The organism is Sphingomonas insulae (assembly GCF_010450875.1).
GTDB lineage: Bacteria > Pseudomonadota > Alphaproteobacteria > Sphingomonadales > Sphingomonadaceae > Sphingomonas > Sphingomonas insulae.
In genome coordinates this window covers 379,309-396,144 of record NZ_CP048422.1, presented here as the reverse complement: position 1 = coordinate 396,144, position 16,836 = coordinate 379,309, and the positions used below count along the sequence as shown (strand labels likewise).

Sequence of the window (16,836 nt, the reverse complement as noted above, 5' to 3'; positions counted from 1 at the left end):
CCGGTCATGAGAATCGTCGACGTCAACGAAATCTATTCGCCGACCGGCGGCGGCGTGCGCACCTATATCGATCGCAAGATCGAGGTGCTGGCGGCGATGGGACACGAACTGATCGTGCTCGCCCCCGGTCGCGAGGACCGCATCGAGGAGCGGCCCGGCGGCGGCGCGGTCCATTATATCAAGGCGATGGGCATGCCCTTCGACGCCAATTACGGGCTGTTCTGGGACGCCGAACCGCTACGCCGGCGGCTCGACGCGCTCGACCCGGACGTGGTGGAGAATTGTTCGCCGTGGCGCAGCGCCTGGGTCGTCGCCGGGTGGGAGGGGCGGGCGATCCGCTCGTTCTTCATGCACAACGACAATCTCGAGGCCTATGCCAAGCGCTGGTTCAAGCCGGTCGCATCGAGCGGCCGGATCGAACGGGCGTTCGCCTGGTACGACCGCTACCTCGGCCGTTGCCTGGCCGGCTACGACACGGTGGTGACCAATGGCCCGTCGCTGACCCGGAAGCTGGCGGGACGCGGCGTGCGCGTCGATGCGACGATGCCGCTGGGGATCGAACGCGGCCATTTCTCGCCGACGTTGCGCGACGAGGGGCTGCGCGCGGCACTGCTCCAGCAATGCGGCCTGCCGGCGGAGGCGCAATTGCTGCTCGGCGTCGGGCGGCATCATCCCGAAAAGCGCTGGCCGACGGTGATCGATGCGGTGCGCCGGGTCGGCACGCAGGCGCCGGTGGGCCTCGTCATCCTGGGACAGGGCATGGATACCAGGACGCTCGAAAAACATATCGCCGACAATCCGCACATCCGCCTGTTCCGGCCGGTCTACGATCGCCGCCGCCTGGCGACGATCATGGCGAGCGCCGACGCCTATATCCATGGTTGCGGCACCGAGACGTTCGGGCTGGTCCCCGCCGAGGCACTGGCGAGCGGCACGCCGTTGATCGTTCCCGACGGCGGCGGCACCGCAGAAATCGCCCATCCCCGCTTCGCCGAAGTCTACGAACCGCGCGACGCGCATTCCTGCGCCGATGCGATCCTGCGCATGCTGGGCCGCGACCGCGCCATTGTCCGCCGCGCCGCGGCGGTGGCGGCGACGCGGGTGCGCAGCGACGAACAGCATGCCGCCGATCTGGTCGCGCATTACGCCGCGGTCATCGCGGCGAAGGATCAGCCGTTCAGAAGGTCCGCATAGGCCGACGGACGGTGCCGCCGGAACGCGGCGAAGGTTGCGGTGATGCTGGCGAGCAGCGCCGGGACGGTCGTGTCGCCGGGATGCACCGCGATCCGTACGTTGCATGTCGGCTGGAGCGCGTGGCGCAGCGCCCCGGCGGCGGCGAGCGAACTCCACTGCCGCATCCGCGTGCGGCTGGCCCAGGTGATGACCGGGCCGCGGGCGACGACCGCACCGCCGGGTCGCCAGACGCGAGCGTGATCCTCCGCCAGCGCGAACCCGGCATCCGCCAGCGCCGCGCGGGCACCCTCCGAATACAGCCACGCCGGCGCGATGAAGCCCGTCGCCGCACGCCCGGTGACATCCTCGACCAGCGCCTTGCCGCGGCGCATGCGTTGCAGTGCTTCGGCGTGGCCGAGGCCGAGGAACTCGCCCTCGCCCGCGGTCATGTGCCTTGCCTTGAAGCCGGCGGCGGCCCCGGCGTGGCGGCTGTCGTCGCGATGCGTCCAGCCGTGGACGAACATCTCGATCCCCTCATCCGCCCACGATCGCAGGCGGCGGGCGAAGGCGGGGGTGATCGGCGCGCTGTTCCAATGATCCGGCACCACCAGCATCGCCAGCCGCCGACCGACATGCGGGGCGAGATGGTCGAGCAGGCGGTCGACCTCGCCTTCGAAGCGGGGCGATACGTCGTGGATCGAGGCGAACAGGCGTTTCATCAGCGCCGATGATAGATGCGGATCGCCTCGTTGCCCATCGGCAGCGTCGCGGCCAGGCGATAATCGCGTGCCATCGCGGCCATGACGAGACGGTGCGCAGCCGGGCGTTCGCCCTTGTAGGGCGGGCGGATCACGACGACCGCGGGATGCGCGGCGAGGATGCGGCGGATCTCGCCGTCCTGATCGACGCCGGTCGCCCCCGCTTCGCGCGCGCGGATCAGGTGGGCGGGGATGAGGTAGCGCGACAGGATGCAGCGCCCGGTCGAGGCGTAGAGCATGGTCGTTCCCGAATAGACGTAGAGGCAGCCGGGATCGCGGCCGACGGCCTGCGCCCCGACGGCTCTTGTCCCGACGGCTTGCGTCAGCGCCGCCAGTTCGCGCGCATCGCCGCGACCGCGATGCTGGAAGGCGAGCACGATCTGCCCGGCGAGTGCCGCGGTCAGCAGCATTGCGGGCGTGTAGCGCCGTTGCCAGGTCGCGCGTCCGAGCACGCCGGCCGCCGCCGCGCAGCCGGGCAGCAGGATCGGCAGGGCGTAATGATCGAACCACGGCCGGAACACGGCGACGCTGCCGATCGCCACGGCCAGCCAAAGCGCGACGAAGCGCCGCTCGCGTCGATGGGCTTCGGTGGCGGCCGCGCGGATCAGCGCGACCATCGCCAGGGCGACGACCGGCGAGACGATCAGCGCCAGCCTTGCGATATTGCCGACGAGCAGCCCCGCCGGGTCAGGAACCCGCTGGAAGATCGATACGAGGTTCGCGTAGACGAACGCGTCCCAGTGGCCGACGGACAGGTAATAGCCCGCCGCCGCCGCGGTCGGCAGCAGCGCGACCGCGACGAGGGCGATGCCATAGCCGACGAACGATCCCGGCCGGCGGACCAGCCGCCAGTCATCGGCGAGCAGCCACAGGCCGAAGGCGATGCCCTCGAACACCAGCGACGTCTTGATCTGCAGGCCGATGCCGACCAGCGCCATCGCCAGCAGCCCCAGCGACCGGCGGCGCGGGCTTGCGGCCGACGCGAGCAGCAGGAGCGCGGCCGCAATCGTCAGCAGATTGTAGAAGACCGGCGTCTGCCCGCCCTGTCCGCCGAGCAGGTCGAGCCACAGGATGTAGGCGAGGGCGGCGGCGGTCGCGCCGCGCCCGAAGCCGCTACGCTCCGCCAGCCGCGCGATCAGCCAGGCGGTGGCGACCGTGCTGGCGAGCGCGAGCAGTTGATATGCCCAGATGCCTGCCGGAAACCCCAGCGCGCCGGGAATCGCATAGAGCAGGAACAGCCCGACCGGCTTGCGGTCCCAGATGTCGACGAAGGGCAGCGCGCCCTGCCACATCCGGCTGCCGGTGACGAAATAGAATTCCTCGTCGACATGGACCAGCGGGTTGCCGAAGGTCAGCCAGCGCGCGGCGATCGCCACCAGCAGCAGGATCGGCAGCCGCAGGCGCGGGTTGGTGAGCGCAGGCATGGCGGGCGGGTAGCGGGATGTCGCAGCCGGCTCAATCCTGCGCGCCGCGGCTAGGGGGCAGGCGGCATCGTGCGCAGCCACCCCTCCGCCATCGTTATGCGGGCGCCGCCCCGTGCCGGGAGGATCTACAGGCGCTTTGCGGTCACGAAATAATCGAGCTGCGTCGAGTCGGTCAGCGTGAACCCGGTCGCGGGCGAGAAGCCCAGGCCGCGGACGTCGGTCACCGTCAGGCCGGCGCGTTCGATCAGGTCGGTCAGCGCGTCGGGCGTCAGGAATTTATCCCAATCGTGCGTGCCGCGCGGGATACGCCCCGTCCCCTCTGCTAGCGTGATGAGTGCGAGGCGCGACAGCGGCGTGCGGTTGGGGGTCGACATCACCAGCAGGCCATCGTCCGCCAGTGCCTCCGCCAGCCCGCGCACGAAGCCGGCGGGATCGTTGACGTGCTCGATCACCTCCAGGCTGGTGACGAGGTCGAAGCGCCCGGTCATCGCCTCCACGCCCACCGCGCGATAGTCGATGGTGAGGCCGCTCTGTACCGCATGAACCTGTGCCACCGCGATATTCTCGGGCGCGGCGTCGATGCCGGTGACGGCCGCGCCCAGTCGCGCCAATGGTTCGCACAGCAACCCCGCGCCGCAGCCGACGTCGAGCGCGGTCCTGCCCGCCAGCGGCGTGAAGCTGGTGTCGTCGCCGTCCCAGTGCAGATCGACCGCCGCGCGGATGTAGCCGAGCCGCGCCGGGTTCAGCTTGTGCAGCATCGCCGACGACCCCTTGGGGTTCCACCAATCCTGCGCCATCGTGCCGAAGTGCCGCGCCTCGTGCGGGTTGATCGTGCTCCCGCCCGGGGTGTCGATCGGGCCGATGCCCGCGGGGTCGATCGTGCTGCTTGCCATCACCATGACCGCTACCTATCAGGACGACCCCTCTACCCCAAGGAGTTTGGCGACGCAGATGGCGCGGATCGTGATGAAGTTCGGCGGCACGTCGATGGCCGGGATCGAGCGCATCCGGAGCGTCGCCGCGCGCGTCAAACGCGAGGTGGAGGCGGGCAACCAGGTTGCCGTCGTCGTATCGGCGATGGCGGGCGAGACCGACCGGCTGGTCGGCTTTTGCCGCGAGGCATCGTCGCTGTACGATCCGCGCGAATATGACGTCGTCGTATCGGCGGGAGAACAGATCACCAGCGGGCTGCTCGCCATCGCCTTGCAGGCGGCGGGCGTAAAGGCGCGGTCGTGGATGGGATGGCAGTTGCCGATCCATACCGACGACGCCTTCGCCAAGGCGCGGATCGGCACCATCGACACCGCGGCGCTGGACGCCAGCCTGAACGCGGGCGAGGTGGCGGTGATCCCGGGTTTCCAGGGCATCGCCGACGATGCCCACGGTGGCAGGGGCCGCGTGACGACGCTGGGCCGCGGCGGATCGGACACGTCGGCGGTCGCGGTGGCGGCGGCGATGAAGGCGGACCGCTGCGACATCTACACCGATGTCGACGGCGTCTACACGACCGATCCCCGCATCGTGCCGCGCGCCCGCAAGCTCGCCAAGGTGACGTACGAAGAGATGCTGGAACTCGCCAGCGTCGGCGCGAAGGTGTTGCAGACCCGGTCGGTCGGCCTCGCCATGAAGGAACAGGTCCGCGTCCAGGTGCTCTCGTCCTTCACCGGCGAGGATGCGCCGATGGCGGACACATTGCCCGGCACGATGATCGTCGGCGAAGAGGAGATTGAAGACGTGGAACGCCAGCTCATCACCGGCATCGCGCACGACAAGAACGAGGCGAAGATCACGCTGATCAGCGTGCCGGACAAGCCCGGTGCGGTCGCCGCGATCTTCGAACCGCTCGCGGCGGCGAACATCAACGTCGACATGATCATCCAGAATATCGCGCACAACCACGGTTCGACCGACGTCACCTTCACGGTGCCGTCGGCGGACCTCGCGCGGTCGCTGGAATCGCTCAATCAGGGCCGCGAGGCGATCGGGTTCAGCGAGCTGGTCCACGACACGCGCGTCGCCAAGATCTCGGTCGTCGGCGTCGGCATGCGCAGCCATGCGGGCGTCGCCAGCACGATGTTCACGACGCTCGGCGCACGCGGCATCAACATCCAGGCGATCTCGACCAGCGAGATCAAGGTGTCGGTGCTGATCCACGAGGACGAGACCGAACTCGCCGTCCGCGTCCTCCACACCGCTTATGGCCTCGATGCCGTGGACGCCGCCGCGTGAGCGAGGATATGGGCGGCATGACGGTCGGTCAGGAGCGGCTGCAGCGCCGGATGGCGCGCGGCGCGGCGTTCCTCGGCAGCGAGGTCGCGATCATGGCGGGCGCGATGTCGTGGGTCAGCGAGCGCAACCTCGTCAGCGCGATGTCGAACGCCGGTGGTTTCGGCGTGATCGCCTGCGGGGCAATGACCCCGAACTGCTGGATACGGAGATCGCCGCGACGAAGGCGGTGACGGACAGGCCGTTCGGCGTGAACCTCATCACCATGCATCCCGCCCTGTTCGACCTGATCGCGGTCTGCGCAAAGCATCGCGTCGGGCATGTCGTGCTTGCCGGCGGACTGCCGCCCAAGGGCAGCCTCGAGGCGATCAAGGAGAGCAGTGCCAAGGTCATCTGCTTCGCGCCGACGCTGGCGCTCGCCAAAAAGTTGATCCGCTCGGGCGTGGACGCGCTGGTGATCGAGGGGATGGAGGCGGGCGGCCACATCGGTCCCGTATCGACCAGCGTGCTGGCGCAGGAGATGCTGCCCGAGATTGCCGACATGGTCCCGGTGTTCGTCGCCGGCGGGATCGGCCGCGGCGAGGCGATCGCGGGCTATCTGGACATGGGCGCCGCTGGCGTCCAGCTCGGCACGCGGTTCGTGTGCGCGACCGAATCGATCGCGCACGCCAATTTCAAGAAGGCGTTCATCCGCGCCTCCGCCCGCGACGCGATCGCCAGCGTGCAGATCGATCCGCGCCTGCCGGTGATCCCGGTGCGCGCGCTGAAGAACGCGGCGGGCGAGCTGTTCGGGGCGAAGCAGCGTGAGGTCGCGCTGCTGCTGGATGGCGGCAAGGTCGAGATGCTCGAGGCGCAATTGCAGATCGAGCATTATTGGGCGGGTGCGCTGCGCCGCGCGGTGATCGACGGCGATATCGAGCATGGCAGCGTGATGGCGGGCCAGTCGGTCGGCATGGTGACGAAGGAAGAGCCGATCGCCGAGATCATCGGCGCGCTGATGGCGGAGGCGGCGTCGGCGCTGGAGAAGCGGGCGGCCTGACGCCGTCCCCGCTCTGCACGATCGCCGCGGATTGCGACGAACCACGCGTCGTCCTTACTTCGCGTTAACCACTTCTCCGCCACAACCGTGCCTGCCGGGGGGCAGGAAGGACGAGTTGGCGATGCGCCGTTATGTTGCTCTCACTGCCGTCGGGCTGGCGCTGCTTGCCGGTTGCGCGACGCGCAAGCCGGTTGTCGCGGTGGCGCCGCCCCAGCCTGCACCCGCCGCGCCGCCGCCGCTGGCGATGCCCAAGGGCGCGCATGTGGGCATGCAGATCCCGGCGCTGATGAACGATGGCCGCTACGTCACGCCGAATCGCAACCTGTCCGCCGACGGCGCGGTATGGCACCTGCGTGCCGCGCTCAACGTCGCCGCGCTCGCCTGCCGCGGACCGGACGAAGCGACGATCGTCGCCGGCTACAACGCGCTGCTGACCAGTCAGAAAGCGACGCTGAACGGCGCGCAGAGCCGGCTGGTGGCGGAATACAAGGCATCCGGCGGCGACTGGCAGGATCGCTACGACGACCAGATGACGCGCCTCTACAATTTCTTCTCGCAGGCGCAGGCACGCGACGCATTCTGCAACGCCGCGGTCGCGACGCTGGCCGACAGCGCGACCGTCGCCCCCGCCGACCTGCCGTCCTTCGCCGCCGGTCGCCTGGCAGTGCTGGAAAAGCCGTTCACCGATTTCTACGCGGCCTATGACGCCTGGCGCGCCGAACGGGCGGCCGCCAGCCGCATGGCGATGGCGAATACCGTGCAGCCGACGCCGCGTGTCGTACAGGCGATCCCGGTGGCGGTCCCCGCCGCGCGGCCGCGACTGGAACTCGATCCCAGCGTCTTTGCCGAGGCGAGCCCGACCGTCACCGACTGATCGGGGTTCCCCCTGCACGCCGGTTCGGTTAACGGGCGGCAGGATGAGTGATGACGGTGTGGACCAACCACAGGGAGGACGCTTCGAGGGCCGCGAGCACCGCTATCCGGTGCGCGTGTTCTTCGAGGACACCGACCTGTCCGGCGTCGTCTATCACGCCAATTACCTGAGATACATGGAACGCGCGCGGTCCGACATGCTGCGCCTCGCCGGCATCGACCAGCGCGGCGTGCACGATGCGGGCGAGGGCGCCTATGCCGTCGCCGACCTTGCCATCCGCTATCGGGCGCCCGCGGGGCTGGACGATGCCCTGCTCGTCGCCAGCCGCATCGTCGCGGTGCGCGCTGCCAGCGTCGCCATTCATCACACAGTCAGGCGCGGTTCGCTTGTCTTGGCCGAGGCCGATGTCACGGCGGCGCTGGTCGCGCCATCGGGGCGGCCGACGCGTCAACCGGCCGCCTGGCTCGACATCTACCAACGCCTGATCTGGCAGGGGACCAATTCATGAATCCGGTGTTCAACATGGATGCGGCGACGATGTCGCCCGTCGCGCTCTTCATTCAGGCGGACTGGGTGGTGAAGTTCGTGATGGGCGGCCTGCTGCTCGCCAGCATCTGGACCTGGGCGCTCATCATCGCCTTCTGGCGACGGCTCGGCCGCATCCGCAAGGGGATGACCGGGTTCGAACGCGATTTCTGGAAGGCGGAGGATATCGACGCCTTCTACAAGGCCGAGGCGGACAAGGACCTGCCGTCGGCGCGGGTGTTCGCCGCCGGGGTGAAGGAATGGCGCCGTTCGACCGCGGGCGGATCGATCGACAAGCACGGCACGCGCGAACGGCTGGCGACCGCGATGGGCGCGGCGGCGGCGTTGGAGATCGACCGGATCAGCGATCGGCTCAACATCCTGGCGACGATCGGCTCGGTCGCGCCGTTCGTCGGGTTGTTCGGCACCGTCTGGGGGATCATGCGCAGCTTCACGGGCATCGCGCAGGCGCAGAATTCGTCGCTGGCGGTGGTCGCACCGGGCATCGCGGAGGCGCTGTTCGCGACCGCGATCGGCCTGTTCGCAGCGATCCCCGCGGTCATTGCCTACAATCGCTTCAGCCATGGCGTGAACCGGATCGAGGCGGCGCTGAACCGCTTCGCCGACGGTTTCCACACGACGCTGTCGCGCCAGCTGGACGGTGGCCGATGAGCGCGGGCCTGCAATTCCCCCATCCGGGCCTCCTCCTGCGAGCCGAAGGGGTGTTGAGATGGCGATGAACCTTCCCTCGCAGCGCGGCCGGGGTCGGCGCGCGCCGGTCGCCGACATCAACGTCACGCCGCTGGTCGACGTGATGCTGGTGCTGCTCATCATCTTCATGGTCACCGCGCCGCTGCTCACGGCGGGCGTGCCGGTCAACCTGCCCGACAGCCGGGCGAAGGCGCTCGATCAGGACCAGAAACCGGTGCAGCTGTCGCTCGATGCCGCCGGCAAGCTGTTCATCGACGATGAGGAGATCGCCGAGACCAGCCTGCCGCAGCGGCTGGAACGGATCGCGCAGGTGCAGGCCGGTGGCGAGCCGCCGCAGGTGTTCCTGCGCGCCGACCGTGCGCTCGACTATGGTCGGGTGATGCGCGTGATGGGCGAACTGAACCGCGCGGGGCTGAACCGCGTGTCGCTGCTCACCGTAGAGGGCGGGTCGGCAGCGCAGTGATGGATCGGGCGGAAAAGGTCGGACTGGGCGTTGCGGTCGTCGGGCATCTGGTGCTCTTCGGCCTGCTGTCGGTCGGTTTCCTGTCGACGCCCAATCCCGAAAAGTTGCAGCAGACCCCGATGGAGGTCAGCCTGGTCAAGGACGTCGGGCTGGAAGCGACCGCGCCGCAGGCGGTGACGCCGCCTGCGCAATCGGTCGCGCCCGATCAGGGGGAGCCGGAAGACGCCGCCCCGCCGGCGGAGACGATCGCGGAGCCGGAGCCCGAACCGGAACCCGCGCCGCCCCAGCCGCAGCCGAAGCCGGCCCCGCCAAAGCCGGTCCCGCCAAAACCGGAGCCTGCACCCGCGCCGAAGCCCAAGCCCGTACCGGCCAAGCCACAACCGAAGCCGAGGCCGAAACCGGCGGAGGCGCCGGCCAAGCCCGCCGCCAAGCCGGCACCGGCGAAGCCCACCGCCAGGCCCGCACCCGCCGCTCCTGCGAAATCCGCGTCGAAGGCGCCGTCTGCCCCATCGAAGCCGGCGGCGGCGAAGGGCACCGGCAGCAAGCCCGAATCCACGGCGGCGAAGCCGCGCGGATCGCGGCTCGGCGCCAATTTCCTCGAAGGGCTGACCAGCGAACCCTCGACCAGCAAATCGACAGCGCCGCGTGCCGCCAAGGTCGATGCGCGAGCGATGGCGTCGATCGTCCAGGCGATCGCCCGCCAGATCCAGCCGTGCGCGGATCGTCAGGTGAACCCCGGGCCGGGCGCGAACGAGATCGTGACGACGCTCAACCTGCGTCTCAACGAGGACGGCACGCTCGCCGCGACGCCGCGCATGGTGCGCCAGTCGGGCGTCACCGACGAAAACGATCGCTACCGGCAGCGCGTCGTCGACCTGGGCGTCGCCGCGTTCAAGGGCTGTTCGCCGTTGAAGCTGCCGGCCGAATATTATGCGACACCGTCGGGGGGCTGGAACAACATCAACTTCCAGTGGAAGCTGCAGTGATGCGTAGTTCCATATCCTCCATCGCCCCGGGCCCGTTCCGGGATACGCCGAGCGGCAACGCAATCGCTCTCGGCTCCGGCCTTTTCCCGGCGGCAACGTGGGACCCGGAACGAATCCGGGGCGACGACGGAAATGTGGCAGGCGGCATCGCCGCTCGCGCGCGAAAGGATGTTTGAGGGAATGCGTATGATCCGGTCGTTGCTCGTCGCGCTCAGTGTCACCGTCGCCGTTCCGGCGTTGGCGCAGGTCGCCCCCGCGCCCGCTCCGCAGGGGCAGGCGCCCGTAGCGCAGGGCCCCGCCGGGCAGGAAGCCGCGCCGCTCGAGGTATCGGTCACCGGCGGCGTCTCCGCGCCGATGCCGATCGCCATCCCCGCGATGCCGACCGCGCAGGTGGTCTCCACCCCCGCCGGGTCGACCGACGTGCTCGGACGCCAGATGGCCGACATCATCGCCAACGACCTGCGCAATTCCGGGCTGTTCACACCGCTGGGCAGCAACCAGCTGCGCCCCGTCGCCTTTCCGGAGGTCAACGCGCCGCAGTTCGATTATTGGGGCGGCACGGGCGCGCAGGCGCTGGTGCAAGGCTTCGTCCGCGCCAATGGCGACGGCAACCTGACGATCGGCTGCTATCTCTACGACGTGTTCTCGAAGGTCGAGCTGACCCGGTCGGGCTTCGTCGTGTCGCCGGGCGACTGGCGCCGCGCCGGGCATAAATGCGCCGACATGGTCTATGCGCGCCTGACCGGCGAAGGCCCCTATTTCGACAGCCGCGTCGTCTACGTCTCGGAAACGGGGCCGAAGGGCAAGCGCATCAAGCGGCTGGCGATCATGGACCAGGATGGCGCCAACCACCGCTTCCTGACCAACGGCCAGTCGATCGTGCTGACCCCGCGCTTCGCGCCGAACCAGCAGTCGATCGTCTACATGAGCTACGAGAACGACCGGCCGTCGATCTATGTCTATGATCTCGGCTCGGGGCGGCCGCGCCGGGTGGTGCAGAACGTCAGCCTCACCTTCGCGCCGCGCTTCTCGCCCGATGGCCGCTATATCCTGTTCTCCATGGCGCAGAACGGCAACACCGACATCTATCGCGTATCGAGCCAGGGCGGCACGCCGCAGCGGCTGACCAATTCGCCGGGCATCGACACCGGCGGCAGCTATTCGCCCGACGGGTCCCGCATCGCGTTCGAAAGCGACCGGTCCGGCGGCCAGCAGATCTATGTGATGAACGCCGACGGATCGAACCAGCAGCGGATCAGCTTTGGCGGGGGGCGCTATGCGACCCCGGTGTGGAGCCCGCGCGGCGACCTGATCGCCTTCACCAAACTGGGCGGCAGCTTCCGCATCGGCATGATGTCGCCGTCGGGCGGGGGCGAGAAGATCCTCACCAACGGGCAGGACGAAGGGCCGAGCTGGTCGCCGAACGGCCGCGTCATCACCTTCTACCGTTCCGGGTCGGGCAGCGGCGGCAAGGCCGACCTGTGGATGGTCGACCTGACCGGACAGGTGGAACGCAAGATACCGACGCCGCTCGACGGCTCCGACCCCGCCTGGGGACCCTTGCGCCCGTAAAGCGTTAGAACAGGGTGGATTTCGGGGGCGAAACGATCACCACGGGAGATATCATCATGGCCAAGCTCACCAACACGCTGCTGACCGCAGCCGCACTCGCGTCGCTGGCGGCCTGCGCCAGCAAGCCCAAGCAGCTGCCGCCGCCGCCGGTCGACAACACCGCCGGCATGAATACGCCGCCGCCCGCGACCGGCAACGTCGATGGCGCCGTTGTGCCGGGATCGGACGCGGATTTCCGCCGGTCGGTGAGTTCCAACACCATCCTGTTCGGCCTCGACCAGACCGATATCGATCCGCAGGCGCGTGCCATCCTCGACAGCCAGGCCTCGTGGCTGCAGCGCTTTCCGCAGGTCCGCGCGACGATCGAGGGTCATGCCGACGAACGCGGCACGCGCGAATACAACCTCGGCCTCGGCGATCGCCGCGCCAACGCCGCCAAGAACTATCTGGTCGCCCGCGGCATCGATCCGTCGCGGCTGACCACGATCAGCTATGGCAAGGAACGCCCGGTCGCGCTGGGTTCGGACGAATCGAGTTGGGCGCAGAACCGCCGTGCGGTGACCATCGTCCTCAACTGATCGCTGCAAACCTTCCGTCACCCCGGACCCTCGCGGGTTCGGGGTGACGTGTGTCCGGCGAACCGGATTCCGCTTGCGCCGCATGAATTCCGATATAAAAGTGATATCACAATTATTGGAGGGCAAGCAGGTGGAACAGGGGAGTCTCACGCGGTCGCAGGAACGGCGGGCGAGCACGACGAGCGGCTATGCGATGCTGTGCATCGCGGCGGTGCTGGTCGTCATCGGCGCGGCCGCGATCTATCGGCTGGCGAACGAACTGTCGCCGCCGATCATGGCGCTGGTGCCGCTCGCCTGTGCGCTCGGTACGGCATTCATCGCGGCGGGCTTCTACATGCTGCAACCCAACCAGGCGGCGGCGATCACGCTGTTCGGCAGCTATGCCGGCACCGACCGGACCAGCGGGCTGCGCTGGGTGCTGCCGTGGCTGATGCGGCGCAAGGTGTCGGTGCGCGCCAACAACGTCATTTCCGAACGGATCAAGGTCAACGATCTGCGCGGCAATCCGATCGAAATGGCAGCGCAGGTCGTGTGGCGCGTCACCGATACCGCGCAAGCCCTCTTCGACGTCGACGATTACAAGGCCTTCGTCATCGTCCAGATCGAAGCGGCGGTGCGGACGATCGGCTCGCGCTATCCCTATGACGACTACGAGCATCAGGAGGTGACGCTGCGCGGCAACCACGACCAGGTCGGCAGCGAGCTGCGCACCGAATTGATCGCAAGGCTGCTGGTCGCCGGCATCACCGTTGACGAATGCGGCTTCACCCACCTCGCCTATGCGCAGGAGATCGCCGGCGCGATGCTGCGCCGGCAACAGGCGCAGGCGGTGGTCGCGGCGCGCACGACGCTGGTCGAGGGTGCCGTCGGCATGGTCGAACTGGCGCTGGCACAATTGTCGGCGAAGAACGTGGTCGAGCTGGACGACGAACGTCGCGCGGCGATGGTGTCGAACCTGATGGTCGTGCTGTGCGGCGAACGCGACACGCAGCCCGTCGTCAACGCCGGTTCGCTGTACCAGTAAGCGGCACGGCATGGCGGCGGCTCCCAAGAAGGCATTTCCCCTGCGTCTCGATCCCGCGCTCTATGCGGCGATCGAGCGGGCGGCGGCCAGCGACCTGCGCAGCGTCAATGCCGAGGTGGAATGCCTGTTGCGCGAGGCGCTGGCACGGCGCGGCGTGAAGCTGGAGACACCGGTCGCCGCGCGGCGTGGACGGCCACCGAAGGAGGAAGAGGCATGACCCGCAAGACACACGATCGCGGCGGCTGGTTCGCGCCCAAGCGCTTCGGCTATGGTGCCGGCCTGCCGATCGCATGGCAGGGCTGGGTGGTCTACGCCGCCTATGTCGCGGTGATCGCCGCTGCCTCGACAGCGGGTCGACGCTGGTCGCCGGCCATCGTCGTTCCGGCGACATTGCTGCTGATCCTGGTCTGCCGCCGGCATACGCGCGGCGGCTGGCGCTGGCGCACGGGCGCCGGCGACTGACCCTTCAGCGCGGCGACCTACCCCAGCGCCGCGTCGAGCAGCTTTGCGAGGCGCAGGCCGCCGCGCTCCACCTCCAGTCGTGCAACCGGGACGATCCGTTCGATCGTCGCTTCGTCCAGCGTCACCTTGGCGGGGGAGGGCGCGCAGGGATCGCCGCGAAGTGCGCTCGCATAGACCACGTCGTGCGCGACCTGATACGATTCGCGGCTCCAGTCCTCGACCGTCCCCGCGGCGATCCGCTGCCGCTCGGCTGCGGAATAACGCCGTACCAGCGATGGTCCGCTGGTGATCGCCCGTTCGGCCAGGGTCCCGTCCCAGATCGAGTGCAGGTTGAAGCGCTTGGGGCTGTAGCTGCCATAAGCGGCGGCGAGGTCGTTGCCGCCCTTGTCGTGCTTCTCGCCGGCATGCAGCGGCTGGTGCAGGTCGCCGACGAAGTGGATCAGGAACACCAGCGCTTGCGCCCGCGCTTTCGGGCCGGCACGGCGGTCCTTCAGGATCGCCATGTCGCGGGTGATCTGCGCCGACACGCAATTGCCGTCCCTGCATGCCTCCTCGAGGCTGAACGGCTGGCAGATATCCACGTCCTGGAAATGCCAATTGTATGCATAGCCGAAGCGCGGCTTGCCGTCCGGCCCCTTGAGCGGCTTGACGCAGTCCGCCCAGGTGCTCGCGCCCTCGATCGTCGTGGCGGGGCAGCTCGGCGTGTCGAGCCTCGGCGTCTCGGCGAGCAGCCGGCGCACGGCAGCGCGCGTGCGCGGCGCGATATTGGCATAGGCGATCCGCGCCACCGTCTGATGCCCGAATTCCCAATAGGCCGAAGCGGGTGCGGCGCACAGCAGCGCGGGCAATGCCGCGATAGCAAAACGAAACATTTTCATGACGTTACCCTTTAGCGGCTGGCCGCCAGGGCTCCAGTGAAAAGCCCGTCATTCCTCGCCATAGATCGCCACTTCGCGCAGCCCCGCCGCGGTCGCGCGGGCGCGGTACATGCCGGGCGTGGTGAAGCTCCACACCGCCGCGCCATCGGGCGCGGTGACGATCACGCCGCCGGTACCGCCCAGCGCGCGCACCTCCGCCATCACCGCATCGGCGGCGGCCTGCGGCGTGTCGCCGAGCAGGCGGATGCGCGCGGCAATCTCATGCCCCACACCGACACGGATGAAGAACTCGCCGGACCCGGTGCACGACACCGCGCTGGACCGGTCGTCGGCGTGCGTACCCGCGCCGATCAACGGCGAATCGCCGATCCGGCCCCAGCGCTTGCCCGTCACGCCGCCGGTCGAGGTGGCGGCGGCGAGGTGCCCGGCACGGTCGCGCGCCACCGCGCCGACGGTGCCGTATTTCATGTCCACGTCGAAGGCGTCGGCATTGCGGCTGAGCAGTTCGTCGAGCTGCCGCCGCCGTTCCGCTGTCTCGAACCAGCCCGGCTCCGCCTCGGCAAGCCCCTGTTCGCGCGCGAAGCATTCGGCACCGGCGCCGCTCAACAGGACGTGCGGGCTCGCCTCCATCACCCGCCGCGCAAGGCCGACCGGCGATCGCGTCGTCGTGATCCCGGCAACCGAGCCGGCGGCGCGCGTGCGCCCGTCCATGATCGCCGCGTCCAATTCGATGCTGCCGTCGCGCGCAAAGGCGGCGCCGCGGCCGGCGTTGAAATGCGGGTCTTCCTCGAGCACGCGCACCGCCGCCTCGACCGCGTCGAGGGCCGTGCCGCCGTCGGCGAGGATGGCCGTGCCGGTATCGAGCGCCAGCGCCAGCGCCGCACGGGCACCGCGGTCCTGCGCCTCTGTCAGGCGGTGGCGCTCGATCGATCCGGCGCCGCCGTGGATCACCAGCGACCAGTCGGAATTGCGGGTCATGATGCAGCCTTTGCGGAATGGGGAAGGGGGCGAAGGCCGATCAGCGGCCGCAGCACGGCGATCCGCCGGCCGGCCAGATAGAAGGCCCAGCAGCCGGCGACGGTCGCCGTGACCAGGATCGCAAACTCGGCGCCGCCGGCAAGGTTGGCGGGGATCAGCCGATAGGCGACGATGACGATGATCGTCTGGTGGACGAGGTAGAAAGGAAACACCGCCTCGGTCAGGATATGCCGTACCGGCGCGTCGCGGTTCCAGTGGCGTTCGGCGAACCCGACCAGGGCGACGATCGTGCCCCATTGCTGGATCGCATGCGCCGCGCCGTAGAGGGGATAGACCCAGCGCGGTGCATTGCCGTCCAGCCCCAGCTCCACCGCCAGGATGAAGCCATAGCCGGCGATGCCCATCGCCGCGCCCGGCCAGCGCCAGCGGACGCAGGCGGCGAGGACCGGCGCCGATCCCGCCAGCGCGAAACCGAACAGGAACGCCGGCAGGTAACTGAGGTGCGCCATCACGTCATGGGTCGGATCGTGCGTCTCATAGCCCATCGGAAACCACCATGCGTGGATGCAGACCAGCCATGCGGCGGGCAGGACCAGCAGGCCGATGCCGGCGAAGGTGCGATCGAACAGCGCCTGCGCCCGCTGCCAGCGGATCGCCAGCACGGCGAGCCCCAGCACCAGCGTGTAGAGCCACAGGTACAGCACGAACCACAGATGGTTGAGCGCAGGCAGCACGATGCCGCCGAGCGCGCCGAAGCGGAAGTAATCGCGCGTCCAGAACGTCGCGAAACCACCCGTATAGCCGTGCTGTGTCACCAGCTCGACCCAGGATTGCGGCGGGACCATCACCGTGACACCGAATGCCAGCGGGACCAACAGACGCAGCGTCCGCTGCCGGACGAAGTGGCCGACCCCCGGCGCGCGGGTCAGCAATGCGCGGCTCGCATAACCGGATACGACGAACAACAGGCTTAATCGCCAGGCATTCACCGCCAGCATCGGCAGCACCACCCAGTCCGCGCCATGCGGGCTCTTCGCATGGAAGCCCCAGGGCACGAAGACCATGCCGACATGATAGACGATCAGGATCGCAAAGGCGGCGACGCGCAGCCAGTCGAGGCCGTAGTGGCGGGGGATCGGTACGCGCGACATGAAAGCGTCTGTCG

The 16,836-nt window shown here is 68.9% G+C and carries 18 protein-coding genes and 1 pseudogene; 13 read left to right on the top strand and 6 right to left on the bottom strand.

What is annotated here, in order from left to right; genetic code table 11:
* Positions 1-6: 6 nt before the first annotated feature.
* Positions 7-1,194, top strand: a complete 1,188-nt coding sequence (locus GTH33_RS03410) for a glycosyltransferase (RefSeq protein ID WP_163957097.1) — start codon at positions 7-9, stop codon at positions 1,192-1,194.
* On the opposite strand, the gene GTH33_RS03405 is transcribed toward GTH33_RS03410, so the two are convergent.
* The 3 genes from GTH33_RS03405 to ubiG form a co-directional block, all read right to left on the bottom strand.
* Positions 1,170-1,892 carry a DUF2334 domain-containing protein gene (locus tag GTH33_RS03405; protein WP_163957096.1) on the bottom strand — a complete coding sequence of 241 codons (723 nt, stop codon included), beginning with the start codon at positions 1,890-1,892 and terminating at the stop codon, positions 1,170-1,172. The genes GTH33_RS03410 and GTH33_RS03405 overlap by 25 nt on opposite strands.
* A complete protein-coding gene (locus GTH33_RS03400; RefSeq protein ID WP_163957095.1) occupies positions 1,892-3,355 on the bottom strand; it encodes an ArnT family glycosyltransferase in 1,464 nt (487 codons plus the stop codon). Before GTH33_RS03400 ends, GTH33_RS03405 begins: the two co-directional genes overlap by 1 nt.
* Before the next feature lie 125 nt (positions 3,356-3,480).
* A complete protein-coding gene (ubiG, locus tag GTH33_RS03395; protein ID WP_243848486.1) occupies positions 3,481-4,248 on the bottom strand; it encodes a bifunctional 2-polyprenyl-6-hydroxyphenol methylase/3-demethylubiquinol 3-O-methyltransferase UbiG in 768 nt (255 codons plus the stop codon).
* A 58-nt stretch (positions 4,249-4,306) separates the two neighbouring features.
* Between ubiG and GTH33_RS03390 the strand changes: the two genes are divergently transcribed.
* The 12 genes and pseudogenes from GTH33_RS03390 (at position 4,307) to GTH33_RS03335 (ending at position 13,815) form a co-directional block, all read left to right on the top strand.
* Positions 4,307-5,584: an aspartate kinase gene (locus tag GTH33_RS03390; protein ID WP_163959564.1), complete on the top strand. Its 1,278-nt coding sequence runs from the start codon at positions 4,307-4,309 to the stop codon at positions 5,582-5,584.
* A 50-nt stretch (positions 5,585-5,634) separates the two neighbouring features.
* A pseudogene (locus GTH33_RS03385) lies at positions 5,635-6,620 on the top strand (NAD(P)H-dependent flavin oxidoreductase).
* A 121-nt stretch (positions 6,621-6,741) separates the two neighbouring features.
* A complete protein-coding gene (locus GTH33_RS03380) occupies positions 6,742-7,494 on the top strand; it encodes a hypothetical protein (protein ID WP_163957093.1) in 753 nt (250 codons plus the stop codon).
* A gap of 43 nt (positions 7,495-7,537) precedes the next feature.
* Positions 7,538-8,002 (top strand): YbgC/FadM family acyl-CoA thioesterase, encoded by a 465-nt coding sequence (locus tag GTH33_RS03375; RefSeq protein WP_163957092.1) that lies wholly within the window; start codon positions 7,538-7,540, stop codon positions 8,000-8,002.
* A complete protein-coding gene (gene tolQ, locus GTH33_RS03370) occupies positions 7,999-8,691 on the top strand; it encodes a protein TolQ (RefSeq protein ID WP_163957091.1) in 693 nt (230 codons plus the stop codon). Before GTH33_RS03375 ends, tolQ begins: the two co-directional genes overlap by 4 nt.
* A 58-nt stretch (positions 8,692-8,749) precedes the next feature.
* Complete coding sequence (gene tolR / locus GTH33_RS03365; RefSeq protein ID WP_163957090.1) at positions 8,750-9,193, top strand: protein TolR; 444 nt, start codon at positions 8,750-8,752, stop codon at positions 9,191-9,193.
* Entirely contained in the window at positions 9,193-10,179 is a 987-nt protein-coding gene (locus GTH33_RS03360) for a cell envelope biogenesis protein TolA (RefSeq protein WP_163957089.1), read from the top strand. The genes tolR and GTH33_RS03360 overlap by 1 nt, the downstream gene beginning before the upstream one ends.
* A 180-nt stretch (positions 10,180-10,359) precedes the next feature.
* Positions 10,360-11,751 carry a Tol-Pal system beta propeller repeat protein TolB gene (tolB, locus tag GTH33_RS03355; protein WP_163957088.1) on the top strand — a complete coding sequence of 464 codons (1,392 nt, stop codon included), beginning with the start codon at positions 10,360-10,362 and terminating at the stop codon, positions 11,749-11,751.
* 56 nt (positions 11,752-11,807) lie between these two features.
* Positions 11,808-12,329 (top strand): peptidoglycan-associated lipoprotein Pal, encoded by a 522-nt coding sequence (gene pal, locus GTH33_RS03350; protein WP_163957087.1) that lies wholly within the window; start codon positions 11,808-11,810, stop codon positions 12,327-12,329.
* Positions 12,330-12,522: 193 nt separating this feature from the next.
* Positions 12,523-13,353: an SPFH domain-containing protein gene (locus GTH33_RS03345; protein ID WP_243848497.1), complete on the top strand. Its 831-nt coding sequence runs from the start codon at positions 12,523-12,525 to the stop codon at positions 13,351-13,353.
* A gap of 10 nt (positions 13,354-13,363) precedes the next feature.
* Positions 13,364-13,570, top strand: coding sequence for a type II toxin-antitoxin system antitoxin (locus GTH33_RS03340; RefSeq protein ID WP_163957085.1), 207 nt, complete (start codon positions 13,364-13,366; stop codon positions 13,568-13,570).
* On the top strand, positions 13,567-13,815 hold the full coding sequence (locus tag GTH33_RS03335) for a hypothetical protein (protein ID WP_163957084.1): 249 nt from the start codon (positions 13,567-13,569) through the stop codon (positions 13,813-13,815). Before GTH33_RS03340 ends, GTH33_RS03335 begins: the two co-directional genes overlap by 4 nt.
* 17 nt (positions 13,816-13,832) lie before the next feature.
* On the opposite strand, the gene GTH33_RS03330 is transcribed toward GTH33_RS03335, so the two are convergent.
* Genes GTH33_RS03330 through GTH33_RS03320 form a run of 3 tightly spaced genes read right to left on the bottom strand, consistent with a single transcriptional unit; the run spans position 13,833 to position 16,822 of the window.
* Positions 13,833-14,693, bottom strand: coding sequence for a S1/P1 nuclease (locus GTH33_RS03330; RefSeq protein WP_163957083.1), 861 nt, complete (start codon positions 14,691-14,693; stop codon positions 13,833-13,835).
* A gap of 48 nt (positions 14,694-14,741) precedes the next feature.
* Entirely contained in the window at positions 14,742-15,671 is a 930-nt protein-coding gene (locus tag GTH33_RS03325; RefSeq protein ID WP_163957082.1) for an isoaspartyl peptidase/L-asparaginase family protein, read from the bottom strand.
* Positions 15,668-16,822: an acyltransferase family protein gene (locus GTH33_RS03320; protein WP_163957081.1), complete on the bottom strand. Its 1,155-nt coding sequence runs from the start codon at positions 16,820-16,822 to the stop codon at positions 15,668-15,670. Before GTH33_RS03320 ends, GTH33_RS03325 begins: the two co-directional genes overlap by 4 nt.
* Between the last annotated feature and the right edge of the window lie 14 nt (positions 16,823-16,836).

What these genes read in the sequence shown, in the direction of transcription:
- GTH33_RS03390 (WP_163959564.1), top strand. Translation starts at nt 4,307, where the DNA reads ATGGCGCGGATCGTGATGAAGTTCGGCGGCACGTCGATGGCCGGGATC.
- tolQ (WP_163957091.1), top strand. Translation starts at nt 7,999, where the DNA reads ATGAATCCGGTGTTCAACATGGATGCGGCGACGATGTCGCCCGTCGCG.
- GTH33_RS03335 (WP_163957084.1), top strand. Translation starts at nt 13,567, where the DNA reads ATGACCCGCAAGACACACGATCGCGGCGGCTGGTTCGCGCCCAAGCGC.
- ubiG (WP_243848486.1), bottom strand. Translation starts at nt 4,248, where the DNA reads ATGGCAAGCAGCACGATCGACCCCGCGGGCATCGGCCCGATCGACACC.
- GTH33_RS03340 (WP_163957085.1), top strand. Translation starts at nt 13,364, where the DNA reads ATGGCGGCGGCTCCCAAGAAGGCATTTCCCCTGCGTCTCGATCCCGCG.
- GTH33_RS03410 (WP_163957097.1), top strand. Translation starts at nt 7, where the DNA reads ATGAGAATCGTCGACGTCAACGAAATCTATTCGCCGACCGGCGGCGGC.
- GTH33_RS03400 (WP_163957095.1), bottom strand. Translation starts at nt 3,355, where the DNA reads ATGCCTGCGCTCACCAACCCGCGCCTGCGGCTGCCGATCCTGCTGCTG.
- GTH33_RS03330 (WP_163957083.1), bottom strand. Translation starts at nt 14,693, where the DNA reads ATGAAAATGTTTCGTTTTGCTATCGCGGCATTGCCCGCGCTGCTGTGC.
- GTH33_RS03380 (WP_163957093.1), top strand. Translation starts at nt 6,742, where the DNA reads ATGCGCCGTTATGTTGCTCTCACTGCCGTCGGGCTGGCGCTGCTTGCC.
- tolR (WP_163957090.1), top strand. Translation starts at nt 8,750, where the DNA reads ATGGCGATGAACCTTCCCTCGCAGCGCGGCCGGGGTCGGCGCGCGCCG.
- GTH33_RS03325 (WP_163957082.1), bottom strand. Translation starts at nt 15,671, where the DNA reads ATGACCCGCAATTCCGACTGGTCGCTGGTGATCCACGGCGGCGCCGGA.
- tolB (WP_163957088.1), top strand. Translation starts at nt 10,360, where the DNA reads ATGCGTATGATCCGGTCGTTGCTCGTCGCGCTCAGTGTCACCGTCGCC.
- pal (WP_163957087.1), top strand. Translation starts at nt 11,808, where the DNA reads ATGGCCAAGCTCACCAACACGCTGCTGACCGCAGCCGCACTCGCGTCG.
- GTH33_RS03360 (WP_163957089.1), top strand. Translation starts at nt 9,193, where the DNA reads ATGGATCGGGCGGAAAAGGTCGGACTGGGCGTTGCGGTCGTCGGGCAT.
- GTH33_RS03375 (WP_163957092.1), top strand. Translation starts at nt 7,538, where the DNA reads ATGAGTGATGACGGTGTGGACCAACCACAGGGAGGACGCTTCGAGGGC.
- GTH33_RS03320 (WP_163957081.1), bottom strand. Translation starts at nt 16,822, where the DNA reads ATGTCGCGCGTACCGATCCCCCGCCACTACGGCCTCGACTGGCTGCGC.
- GTH33_RS03345 (WP_243848497.1), top strand. Translation starts at nt 12,523, where the DNA reads ATGCTGTGCATCGCGGCGGTGCTGGTCGTCATCGGCGCGGCCGCGATC.
- GTH33_RS03405 (WP_163957096.1), bottom strand. Translation starts at nt 1,892, where the DNA reads ATGAAACGCCTGTTCGCCTCGATCCACGACGTATCGCCCCGCTTCGAA.